Annotated in this window: 10 protein-coding genes; 5 read left to right on the forward strand and 5 right to left on the reverse strand. The window is 70.2% G+C overall.

Going from position 1 to position 11509, the window contains the following annotated elements:
- Positions 1-407: 407 nt before the first annotated feature.
- From ABIE45_RS09140 to ABIE45_RS09150, 3 genes are all read right to left on the reverse strand, one after another.
- Complete coding sequence (locus ABIE45_RS09140) at positions 408-683, reverse strand: DUF1153 domain-containing protein (RefSeq protein WP_007569077.1); 276 nt, start codon at positions 681-683, stop codon at positions 408-410.
- Positions 684-774: 91 nt separating this feature from the next.
- Positions 775-1461, reverse strand: coding sequence for a flagellar hook capping FlgD N-terminal domain-containing protein (locus ABIE45_RS09145; RefSeq protein WP_192706423.1), 687 nt, complete (start codon positions 1459-1461; stop codon positions 775-777).
- Between the two features lie 74 nt (positions 1462-1535).
- A complete protein-coding gene (locus ABIE45_RS09150; RefSeq protein WP_192706424.1) occupies positions 1536-3080 on the reverse strand; it encodes a flagellar hook-length control protein FliK in 1545 nt (514 codons plus the stop codon).
- Between the two features lie 250 nt (positions 3081-3330).
- Here ABIE45_RS09150 and mnmA point away from each other — a divergent pair, with 250 nt between their 5' ends.
- The 4 genes from mnmA (at position 3331) to ABIE45_RS09170 (ending at position 7619) form a co-directional block, all read left to right on the forward strand.
- Positions 3331-4485: a tRNA 2-thiouridine(34) synthase MnmA gene (gene mnmA, locus ABIE45_RS09155; protein WP_192706425.1), complete on the forward strand. Its 1155-nt coding sequence runs from the start codon at positions 3331-3333 to the stop codon at positions 4483-4485.
- A 25-nt stretch (positions 4486-4510) separates the two neighbouring features.
- Positions 4511-5164 (forward strand): class I SAM-dependent methyltransferase, encoded by a 654-nt coding sequence (locus tag ABIE45_RS09160; protein WP_192706426.1) that lies wholly within the window; start codon positions 4511-4513, stop codon positions 5162-5164.
- Positions 5161-5943 carry a VTT domain-containing protein gene (locus tag ABIE45_RS09165; RefSeq protein ID WP_192706427.1) on the forward strand — a complete coding sequence of 261 codons (783 nt, stop codon included), beginning with the start codon at positions 5161-5163 and terminating at the stop codon, positions 5941-5943. The genes ABIE45_RS09160 and ABIE45_RS09165 overlap by 4 nt, the downstream gene beginning before the upstream one ends.
- 197 nt (positions 5944-6140) lie before the next feature.
- Positions 6141-7619: a HAMP domain-containing sensor histidine kinase gene (locus ABIE45_RS09170; protein ID WP_192706428.1), complete on the forward strand. Its 1479-nt coding sequence runs from the start codon at positions 6141-6143 to the stop codon at positions 7617-7619.
- A gap of 149 nt (positions 7620-7768) precedes the next feature.
- On the opposite strand, the gene bioB is transcribed toward ABIE45_RS09170, so the two are convergent.
- Together bioB and ABIE45_RS09180 are read right to left on the reverse strand one after the other, a co-directional pair.
- Complete coding sequence (gene bioB, locus ABIE45_RS09175; protein ID WP_192706429.1) at positions 7769-8767, reverse strand: biotin synthase BioB; 999 nt, start codon at positions 8765-8767, stop codon at positions 7769-7771.
- Between the two features lie 78 nt (positions 8768-8845).
- Positions 8846-9730, reverse strand: coding sequence for a fumarylacetoacetate hydrolase family protein (locus ABIE45_RS09180; protein ID WP_192706430.1), 885 nt, complete (start codon positions 9728-9730; stop codon positions 8846-8848).
- Between the two features lie 415 nt (positions 9731-10145).
- Here ABIE45_RS09180 and ABIE45_RS09185 point away from each other — a divergent pair, with 415 nt between their 5' ends.
- Positions 10146-11465 (forward strand): OmpP1/FadL family transporter, encoded by a 1320-nt coding sequence (locus tag ABIE45_RS09185; RefSeq protein WP_192706431.1) that lies wholly within the window; start codon positions 10146-10148, stop codon positions 11463-11465.
- The last annotated feature ends 44 nt before the right edge of the window (positions 11466-11509 follow it).

An 11509-nucleotide genomic window follows, 5' to 3' on the forward strand; every position in this document is an offset into this window, starting at 1 on the left:
CTGAACGCGAGGCGGACCCCCACGGCCCGCCCGGCAGAAATTGCCCGGTCCATGGTTAGCGGGCCGTTAATGCCGGGCCGTGCGGCGGCCGCAGGAGGCGCCGAGACGCTGAAAAGCCGCGCCCGGGGTCCGGACGCGGCTTCATAGTCTCCCGAGACCGATCCAAAGACCCAAACTGCGTTCCCGAGGGCGCACGCTTCGGGAGCGGTGACCATCCCGTCCTTCCCGGGCCACGAAGCGGACCCCGGGTCCAGAACCGCCGATGCGCCATGTCGTGGCACCTTCGGTGTTGACGAGTTCCGGGATCGCCTGTGGCGCCCCGGAACGACGGTGCGATGGCGAAGCTCTGCGTGTCGAAGCAGGGCGGTTGCGGTCCTCACGCCACCGTCCTGTGGTGGCGCCGGGGATCAGTGCCGGTAATGCTGGATCCGGGTGGTACGCAGGCCCGCCAGGCCGTGCTGGTCGATGGAGAATTGCCAGCTGAGGAATTCTTCGGTGGTCAAGGTGTAGCGCTTGCACGCCTCCTCCAGGCTGAGGAGACCGCCGCGCACGGCCGCCACGACCTCCGCCTTGCGCCGGATCACCCAGCGGCGGGTGCTCGGAGGCGGAAGATCCGCGATCGTCAGGGGGCTGCCGTCGGGCCCGATCACGTACTTCACTCTCGGGCGGCTCGGTTCGGTCATGATACGCTCTACACTCGACTGACCTGTCGAGCATTGAAGGTACTTGCGCCCGCTTAAGAGATGTTGAAGCGAGTCACTCGGATGTGATTCGTTAAGTGCCACTTGTGGACAACCCGATGGTCTGCACGCTGGACAGCGGCACTTTCTGTGAGCCGATCATCAGGACCGGCGTCGTCCCGCTGAGATCAACCTCGTCCACGGTGCCGGTCAGGCTGGTGTCGACCGCGACGCTGGAGCCGGTGGCATCCGTGGCCGAGACCTTGATCGAGTAGGTGCCGTCCGTGGAACTGAGCCCGGCCGAGGTCTTGCCGTTCCACGTGTAGGTCTGGCTGCCGGCGGTGAGCGACGTGGTCTGCGTGGCCACGACGTTGTTCTTGGAATCGAGGATCGTGATCACCGCCTTGGAGGCTGCCCGGGCGGGTGCCAGCGTCCAAGAGGCGGAGCCGTTGGAGAGCTGCGCCGAGCTGCCGTCGGCCGTGATGGTCTTGCCGATGTAGCTGGTGGCCGAGGCCGAGCTCGCCGATTGCGACGCGCTCAGGATGTTGTCGAGGCGATCGTTGGTCTTGAGCTGCTGCTCGACGCCGGCGAACTGCACCAGCTGCTGCGTGAACTGGTTGGTGTCCATCGGGTCGAGGGGGTTCTGGTTCTTGAGCTGCGTGGTGAGCAGCGTCAGGAACTGCGTGAAGTTGCTGGCGATCTCGGTGGCGTTGCCGCTGCTGCTCGACGAGGAGCCCGTCGTGGACGTCGTGTTGGTGAGGCTGGATATGCCGCTCGTCATGTCGTTCTCTCCGATGAGGCATCGGAGCGCGGGGCCCGGATGCGCGATGTCTGTATGTCGGTCCGTGGGACCGGCTAAATCCTGATGTCGACGCCGCCGTAGCCGCGGAGCCAGCGCGTCGGCGCGATGTCCTGCGGAGCCTCGGCCTGATCCCGGCTCCAGGTGGCCGGTCCGCCGCGGGGCGCGTCGCCCTGCTGTCCGCCATTGCCGCCCTGCGCGCCGCCGTCGCCGCGCAGCGACAGGTTCAGGCCTCCGGCCGAGGGATCGAGGCCCGCCTGAGACAGCGCCTGCTGCAACTGGCCGGCATCGCGTTGCAGCATCGCCAGGGTCTCGGGCCGATCGACCACCAAGTGGGTCGTGACCGTGCCGCGCGCCTTGTCGATTTCCAGCTTGACGTCGATCCGCCCCAGCTCAACCGGGTCCAGCCGGATCTGAAACTCGCTCGATCCGTTCATCGAGCGCAGGCCGATGGCCATCGGCACCTGGCCCATGGGAATCGCCGGGTCCGTCTGGGCGGGAGCGGCGGCCTGCGCGGCGGTTGCGGCATGCGCTGCATTGGTCCCGGCGGCCGGCAGAAGGCCGGGATTCGCCGGAGGCGCCGCCTGCACGGCGCCACCGGCCGTGCCCGGACCCGCATCCTGGGCGCTTCTCTGGCCGGCATCGGCGAGGGCCGCGAGGAAATCCTTGCCATCGGCGGCCGACGCACCCACCGGGTCGCCGGTACCGGGTTGTACGACCTCGACCGGAGAGCTGCTCTTTCCGGCCTTGCCGGAGGCCGTCGACGTCGTGAGTGCTGCCGCCCCGGTGACCGACCCCGCCACTCCGGCGACGCCGTCCCTGGCGTCACCGCCCGTCGAGCCCGCGCCGGGCTGTCCGGGTGTCACCGCGCCGGGCGAGGCTAACTCGGAACCGTCGCCAGCCGCCGCTGCACCGGCGGCGCGGGCCGAGCCGCTCTCCGCCGGTGTGGTCAGCAGCGCCAGCAGCGTGGCTGCGGGATCGGCGGTCGCGGCCGGAGGCACGGCGTTCGCCTGTGGCGGCTGCGGCGCCGCTTCGGCGTGTTGGTCCTGATCGGGCGCCACCTCGGACGCTTGGGGGCTTGTCTCCCCGGCGGCCGCTGTCGTCGCGCCGGCTTTCGGTGCGACCGGAGCCGCATCGCCGCTCCCCGCCTGGGTCGTGGCAGTCGATTTTCCCGCATCTATCGCTGAGGCGGTCGAGGCGGCCGGACCATCGGTCCGCGACGTGCCCGGAGCTTGCGCGGAGACATGCGCCGGCTTGGTTTGGCTTGCACGCCTGTCATCCGCTCGGGCCTCGGCCTGCAGGCTCGCACTCCGCGTGCGCTCCGAAGCCGCCCGCGTCGCGTCGGCCTGATCGCGCTGAGCCGTCTGGCGGGCGCGCGCCGCGTCATTTTGGTCCTGGCGGGCGGTCGCCCGGGCGCGCACCTGGACCGCGTTGTCCCGGGTCTGGGCGGCGCTCAGGGCGGCGCCGAAATGGTCCTGCGACGAGTCTCCGGCACGGGCCGCGACACCCGCTGCTTCCCAGCCCGAGCGCGTGGTGGACGCCGTCCGCGCGGATGAGATCCACGATGTGACATCCAATCGATCCGTCGTGCCGCTCGCCATGCCGGGCTCCTCTCGACATCCCTCACAGCAAGGCGCGCGCCACCGAATGGTTCGGATAAGTAACTCAGAAATCAGTGCTTCTCGTGTCGGGCTGTCGCGCCTTCAGGGCCGAAGCTGCCGCACGCCCGGCAGGATCTGCCGAGCGAGCATGTCTGGGCGCATCGGCTGGCCTGGAAAGCAGAGCGGAGTCCCGCTATAGACGCACCGTGCAGCCAGGAAGCTTCCGAGCCGGCGGCTGCGGACCTTCATGATGAACGCGCTCGATCTTCCCAAAGCCCCCCACGAGACGCGCGTCGTCGTCGCCATGTCGGGCGGCGTCGATTCCTCCGTGGTGGCCGGCCTGCTGAAGCGGCAGGGCTTCGACGTGGTCGGCGTGACGCTTCAGCTCTACGATCACGGCGCGGCGACGCATCGCAAAGGCGCCTGCTGCGCCGGCCAGGACATCAACGACGCCCGGGCCGCGGCCGAGCATCTCGGCATCCCGCACTACGTCCTGGATTACGAGGACCGGTTCCGCGACGCGGTGATTGAGAAGTTCGCCGAGAGCTATCTCGCGGGCGAGACGCCGATTCCGTGCGTCGAATGCAATCGCACGGTGAAGTTCCGCGACCTGCTCGGCCTCGCCCGGGACCTGAACGCCGACGCGCTCGCCACCGGCCACTACGTGGCGAGCCGCGCGCTGCCGGGCGGTGGGCGGGCCCTCCACCGCGCCCTCGATCCCGCCCGGGACCAGAGCTACTTCCTCTACGCCACCACGGCCGAGCAGCTGGACTTCCTGCGCTTCCCGCTGGGCGAAATGGAGAAGACCGAGACGCGCGCGCTCGCGAAGGAGCTCGGTCTGTCGCTTGCCGAGAAGCCCGACAGCCAGGATATCTGCTTCGTGCCGCAGGGCCGCTACAGCGACGTGATCGCCCGCCTGCGCCCGGACGCGGCGCGGCCCGGCGAGATCGTCGACCTCGCCGGGCACGTGCTCGGCCGGCATGACGGCATCGTCCACTACACGGTGGGGCAGCGGAAGGGGCTCGGCCTGTCGGGGCCCGAGCCGCTCTACGTGGTGCGCCTGGAGCCGGATACGGCCCGCGTGGTGGTCGGTCCGCGCACCGCGCTGGCCACGACCCGCATCCGCCTCTCGGACCTGAACTGGCTCGGCGCAGGCCCGGTCGAGACCGTGCGCGACCTTGCCGTGGCGGTGCGCGTGCGCTCGACCCGGCCGCCGCGCCCGGCGACGCTCACGGGCGGGCCTGACGGCACCGCCGAGATCGTGCTCGCCGAGCCCGAGGACGGCGTGTCGCCGGGCCAGGCCTGCGCGATCTACGCGGACGACGGCCCCCGGGCGCGGGTACTCGGCGGCGGCACCATCCGGCGCGTCGACGCGTTGTCGGCCCGGCCCCGCGAGGCCGCCTGATCTCAACCTCTGGAAATTGCGAACGATGCTGAGCGAGCCGCAGATGGCCGGGCCGAGCACGGCCCTGATGCGCAAGGCCTATGCCCGCTGGGCGCCCGTCTACGACGTGGTCTACGACAAGCTCACGGAGCCGGCGGCCCGCGCGGCCGTCGAGGCCGCCGCCGAGCACGGTCCGCGCATCTTGGAGGCCGGTGTCGGCACCGGGCTGGCGCTGGGCTATTACCCGAAGGCGAGCTTCGTCTGCGGCGTCGACCTGTCCGAGGACATGCTCAAGCGCGCCCGCGCCAAGGTCCGGCGCCGGAACCTGTCCCACGTGAAGGGCCTCCAGGTCATGGATGTCTGCCACCTGGGCTATGCCGATGCGAGCTTCGACGCCGTGGTGGCGCAGTTCCTGATCACCCTGGTGCCCGATCCCGAGGCCGCGATGTCGGAGTTCCTGCGCGTAGTGCGGCCCGGCGGCGGCATCGTGCTCGCCAACCATTTCGGCCAGAGCGACGGTCCCGTCGCCCGCGTCGAGGAGATCGTGGCGCCGCTCTGCACCAAGATCGGCTGGTCCTCGGACTTCAAGGCCACCCGGATCGAGGCCTGGGCCCGGCGCAACGGCGTCGAGGTGGTCGGTCTGAAGCCGACCTTCCCGGGCGGGTTCTTCAAGATCCTGCGGATGCGCAAGCCCGGGTGAGGGACATCGCGCCCGCACCCGTCGTCGAGGGGCGCTGGCGGCGATGGCTGCGCTGGCTGCCGCTGGTGCTGCTCCTGAGCGTGTCGGCGATCGTGCTCGTCTCGGGGGCCGCGCACCTCCTGAGCCTCGATCGGCTGCTCGCCTCGCGGGCCTGGCTGCGCGGCTTCGTGGAGGTCGGCTATCTTCGCGCGCTGGTGGCGGCCTACTGCCTCTATGTCGGGGCTGTCGTGGTGTCGGTGCCGGCCACGCTGATCCTGACCATGATCTGCGGCTTCCTGTTCGGGATCCTGCCGGGGGCGCTCACCGCAGTCTGCGCGGCCACCACGGGCGCCGCGATCGTGTTCTCCATCGGCCGCGGACCGGGCGCCGATCTGCTCCGCCGGATCGGCGGGACCCGTTTGGCGGGTCTCGCCGAGGGTTTTCGCCGCGACGCCTTCGGCTACATCGTGATCCTGCGTCTGCTGCCCCTGTTCCCGTTCTGGTTGACCAATATCGCGCCGGCCGCGTTCGGCGTGAAGATGCGCGTGTTCGTCCTCGCGACCTTCCTGGGCCTGCTACCGGGCGCCTTCGTCTACGCGACCACGGGGGCCGGGATCGAGGACGTGGTCGCCGCCCACGAGACCGCCAAGGCGGCGTGCCTCGCGACCGGCGAGGGCGGCTGCGACAATGCCTTGGCGCTGCGAGCGCTCGTCACGCCGAAGATGGTGGCCGGGCTTGTCCTGCTCGCCGTCTTCGCCCTGGCGAGCCTGCTGGTGAGCCGGCGCGCCCGGCGCTGTTGAGCTCCGCATTTCGAAGCGGTTCATGTGTTCCTGTGTCTAAGAACGCATGCAACCGCGTGCGGGTGGTTGCCGTATAGTGCTCGCCATCGAGAGTCTGTAGTCCCGCCTGCGAAACTGTGGCTTGCGAACATGTTCTCCGCGAAGGCCGGGACCGGCTCGAGCACCTACGACCTCCACTCCGCCGATCCCCATCTGCGATGCCCGCGCGGAGCATGACCGGCGTGACCCTCGAGTCCAACACCACGGCCGCGGCTCCGCCGGCGCCGGGGACAGCCTCCACCCGCGAGGGCCTCGACCGGCGCGCGGCGCGTCTCGGCCTGTCCGGCCGGCTGTTCCTCGTCACCGTCGCCTTCGTGGTCGTGGCCGAGGTGCTGACCTACGTGCCAGCGGTGGCCAATTACCGGATCGAGTGGATGTCCGACCGCTTGGCCGCCGCCCAGGTGGCGGCCCTGGTGCTGGACGGAAGGACCGGCGAACCGGTCTCCGAGGCGCTGGAGAGCCGGCTGCTCGCCGGCGTCAACGCGCGGGCGATTGCGGTTCGCGGCGGCGGAGCCCAGCGCCTGCTCGCCATCGAGCCGATGCCAGAAACCGTGGCCGACACGGTCGATCTGCGGGACGTGACCTCCCTGTCCGCCATCCGCGGCGCGTGGCGCACGCTCGTGGCTCCGGTGCGAGAGCCGATCCGCGTGGTCGGGGAGGGCGGGATCGGCTTCGAGCGGGTCGAGATCCTGCTCGACGAGGCGCCGCTGCGCACCGCGATGATCGACTACGCCCTGCGCCTGCTGGTCTCGTCGCTGATCATCGCGGCGTCGGCGGCGGGCCTCGTCTTTGTCGTGCTGCAGGTTCTGATCGTGCGCCCGGTCCGGCGGCTCGCCACCAGCATCACGGTCTTCGCCGACGATCCGGAGGATGCCGGCCGGATCATCGCCCCGTCCCGCCGCAGCGACGAGATCGGGCAGGCCGAGCTCGCCCTCGGGCGGATGCAGCGCAGCCTCGCCGACCAGCTCCGCCAGAAGCGGCGGCTGGCCGAGCTGGGTCTCGCGGTCAGCAAGATCAGCCACGAGCTGCGCAACCTGCTCACCGGCGCCCAGCTCCTGGGCGACCGCCTCGAGGGCACCGCCGATCCGACCGTGCAGCGGGTGGCGCCGCGCCTGGTCGGGACGCTGGCCCGGGCGATCCGGTTTTGCGAGGCGACCCTCGCCTACGGCCGCGTCTCCGAGCGGGCGCCGAACCTGACCAGCACGCCGCTGGCGCCGATCTTCGCCGAGCTTCCGGATCTGGCCGCTCTGGCGGGGCATCCCGTCGCCGTTCAGGTCGCGGCGGGCGGCCTGAGCGTCCAGGCCGATCCGGAGCAGCTCGGCCGGGCGCTTGCCAATCTCGTCCGCAACGCCGTGCAGGCCCTCGACGGCGCGGCGGTCGAGGGCGCCGAGGTGCGGGTCACCGCCTGCTGTGGCGAGCCGGGCCGCGTGACCATCCTGGTCGCCGACAACGGCCCGGGCCTGCCGGCGCGCGCCCGGGAGAACCTGTTCGCGCCGTTCCAGGGATCCATGCGCTCCGGCGGCACCGGTCTCGGCCTCCCGATCGCCGCCGAGCTGATCGGGATCAACGGCGGCACCCTCAGCCTCGACGGCTGCGAGCCCGGTGCGCGGTTCCGGATCGCGCTGCCGGAGGGCTGACGCGATCGCGCGTGCTTGATGGAGCCTGCACCGTTATCGCGAGCGCAGCGACCCAGGGTGGCGCGACAGAGGGATGCGTTACGCCGACTGGATTGCTTCGCTCCGCTCGAAGAGACGCGGAGCGCTGCCGGTGAAGCGGCGTCCGCGGCCTACTCGGCCGCGGCGCGAACCGGCTCGCCGACGCGGATGCCGAGATCGGCCAGCAAGGCGGCATCGTCGTCCTGACCGTTATTGGCGGTGGTGAGCAGCCGCTCGCCGTAGAAGATCGAGTTGGCGCCCGCCAGGAAGCACAGAACCTGCGCCTCGCGGGTCAGGCTCTTGCGGCCGGCGCTCAGCCGCACCCGGGACCGCGGCATCACGATCCGCGCGGTGGCGCACATGCGCACGAGGTCGAACGGATCGATCGCCGGCTGGTCCTCGAGCGGCGTGCCGGGCACCGCCACGAGCGCGTTGATCGGCACGCTCTCGGGCTGAGGCGCGTGGTTGGCCAGAACCTGCAGCATCGCGGCGCGGTCGGTGATGCCCTCGCCCATCCCCACGATCCCGCCGCAGCACACGCCGATCCCGGCTTCGCGGACGTTCTCTAGCGTCCGCAGCCGCTCGTCGTAGGTCCGTGTCGAGATGATGTCGCCGTAGAAGTCCGGTCCGGTATCGAGGTTGTGGTTGTAGGACGTCAGCCCCGCCTCGGCGAGGCGGCCGGCCTGGGAGGGCGTGAGCATGCCGAGGGTGACGCAGGCTTCCATGCCCAGCCCGCGCACGCCGCGCACCATCGCCAGCACCGCATCGAATTCCGGGCCGTCCTTGGGCTGGCGCCACGCGGCGCCCATGCAGAAGCGCTGGGCGCCCGCGGCCTTGGCGGCGGCGGCCTCGGCCAGAACCGTCTCCACCGGCATCAGCCGTTCGCGGGCGACGCCCGCGCCCTTGTGGTGCGCCGATTGCGGGCAGTAGGCGCAATCCTCCGGGCATCCGCCGGTCTTGATCGACAGGAGCGAGGCGCGCTGGATGTCGGCCGGGTCGTTGTGCCGGCGGTGCAGCTGCGCGGCCCGGAACACGAGGTCCATCAGCGGCAGGTCGTGGATCGCGCGGATCTCGGCCACGCTCCAGTCGTGGCGGATATCGGTCGCGTGCGGGTCGGCGGCTTGGCTCATGGCTCCCTTGAGTGGGATCGGCGACGAAAAATCAAGCGCCTCCGCGCGAAGCGGACCCCGCGGAGGCGGCGCGGCCTCTCAATCGGTCGGTTGGCCGGCCGAGACCTTGGCGGTCCAATCGTCAAAGGCGATGACCTTCTGGCGCTGCTCGCCGAGCCGCTCGATGCGCAGCACCATCTCGTCGCCCGCCTTGAGGTAGCGCGGCGGCTTCATGCCGAGGCCGACGCCCGGCGGGGTGCCGGTGGTGATCACGTCGCCGGGTTCCAGCAGCATGAAATGCGACGTGTAGGCGACGAGCTGGGGCACGTCGAAGATCATCGTCGCGGTGGAGCCGGTCTGGCGGCGCTCACCGTTCACGTCGAGGCTCATGGCAAGATTCTTCAGATCGGGAATCTCGTCCAGGGTCACCAGCCACGGGCCGAGCGGCCCGAAGGTCGGCGCGCTCTTGCCCTTGGTCCAGGTCGGGCCGCGGTTCATCTGCCATTCGCGCTCGGAGACGTCATTGCAGATGCAGGCGCCCGCCACGTAGCTCAGCGCCTCGTTGGCGTGGACGTAGCTGGCGCGCCGGCCGATCACGACGGCGAGCTCCACCTCCCAATCGGTGCTGTGCGAGCTCTTGGGAATGATTACCGTATCGTTCGGTCCGCACAGGCTCGACGGCGCCTTGTTGAAGATGATCGGCTCGGCGGGGATCGGCGAGCCGGTCTCGGCGGCGTGGTCGGCGAAGTTCAGCCCGATGGCGACGACGTTCCGGGTGCCGCCAACGCAGGGGCCGAGCCGCACGTCCGGCGGCAGCTTCGGCAGGGTCTCGGGATCGAGGGCCCGCAGCCGGGCCAGCGACTCGGGCGCCAGCGCCGGGCCGGTGATGTCCCGGACGATTCCCGACAAGTCGCGCAGCCCCCCATGCGCATCCACGAGGCCGGGCTTCTCGTCGCCGCTCGGGCCGTGCCGGAAGAGCTTCATCGCCGCACTCCTCATCCTTCCCTGGTGCCGGTCTGCGCCGGACGGCGGGACCATGGCCGGGCGCCCGTCCCGGCGCAAGCGCACAGGCCGGGTCGCCGGACCACATGGGGTGTCGCAACCGCGCAACAGGCCGGCGGAAAAGTGCAGATCCGGTGGTTTCCGGATCTATTATTCATGGCAAAGAATGTCGGAGGCAACTCAAGATTTAAGCGGCGACTACTGATGATCGTTTCGCTGCACTTGTGCGTGGGCGTTGATCGCAGTCGTTACTCCGTGCCTCGTCTTGGCTCCGGATAGGGAGATGGTCGTTGCGATTCAGCTCGTAAAACCGGCACCATGCACGAAACGGCCGTCGGATAACGGGTTTCGGGCAAGCAATCGGTGCCGGTCAGAACAAAGGATCTGGGGGAACAAGATGGGCGGGACAGTGCGCGCGGCGATGCTCGCAGCCACGGTGGCGATCCTCGGCGTCGGGGAAGCGCAAGCGGGCGCCTTCGGCATCCGGGAGCAGAGCACCGAGGCGCAGGGCCTCGCTTTCGCGGGCGCGGCGGCCGGCTCGGGCGGCGTCTCGTCGATCTTCTGGAATCCCGCGACGATCACGATGAACCCGGGCTTCGTCGCGGAGCAGAACTTCACCTTCATCGGCCTGTCCTCCACGATCCGTCCGGATCTCGGCACCAATCCGGGTTTCGCGCGGCTGGGCGGCTCCGGCGATATCGGCCAGGGCGCCGTGGTGCCGGCGGGCGCCACCTCCTATCAGCTCAACGACCGCCTCTGGCTCGGCCTCTCCACCGGCGCCCCGTTCGGTCTCGTGACCAAGCCGCGCGACGTGTGGGCCGGCGAGGTCTACGGGCGCTCGTCGCGGATCTTCTCGCTGGCGATCAACCCGGTGCTCGGCTTCAAAGTCAACGAGTGGCTGTCGGTCGCGGCCGGCCCGAACATCGAGTATTTCCGCCTGACCCTGCGGCAGGCCCTGCCGATCCCCGGCATCCAGCCGACCGTTTATCCGAGTTCCTTCCTCAAGGGTGAGTCCTGGGGCGCGGGCTTCACTGCCGGCGCCACGCTGACGCCCCGCGACGGGACGGTTCTGGGCATCGGCTACCGCTCCTCGGTGCATCACGACATCGACGGCTCGATCGGCGTGCCGCTGGTCGCGCTGGCGCCGCTGGCCGGGCAGGTCCGCGCGCGGCTGAACACGCCCGAGAAGCTGAGCGTCGGCCTGACCCAGGCGATCTCGCCGGTGGCCCGCGTGAACTTCGGCTTCGAGTGGGACAATTGGTCGAGGCTCGGCAATATCGGCATCGTCTCGAAGACGCTCGGCCTGCCGGTCAACTCCCTGCCGCTCAACTACAAGGACGGCTACACCTACTCGATCGGCGCCGAGTACGACGCTAGCGCGAACCTGACCCTGCGGACCGGCTTCGCCTACGAGACCTCGCCGATCGACTTCTCGAACCGGTCGGTGCGCCTGCCCGACGGCGACCGCTACAACGTCTCGGTCGGCGCCAGCTACCGCTGGAGCCAAGCTCTGACCCTCAACGTCGCCTACTCGCACTTCTTCCTGGACCGGTCGCGGATCCTCGCCGGCATCGGGCGCGACTACAACGTTAGCAACATCGCCTTCGCGGGCGTGGTCGATTCCAGCGCCGACATCGTCTCGGTGGGCTTCCGCTACGTGTTCGGCGCCCCGCCGGCCCCGGCCCCGGCCCCCGCGCCGCTGGTGCGGAAGTACTGAAAGCCAGCTCTGGTTGAGCGCTTCGCTGTCGCCGTCCTCGCGCC

The organism is Methylobacterium sp. OAE515 (genome assembly GCF_041806315.1).
GTDB lineage: Bacteria > Pseudomonadota > Alphaproteobacteria > Rhizobiales > Beijerinckiaceae > Methylobacterium > Methylobacterium tardum.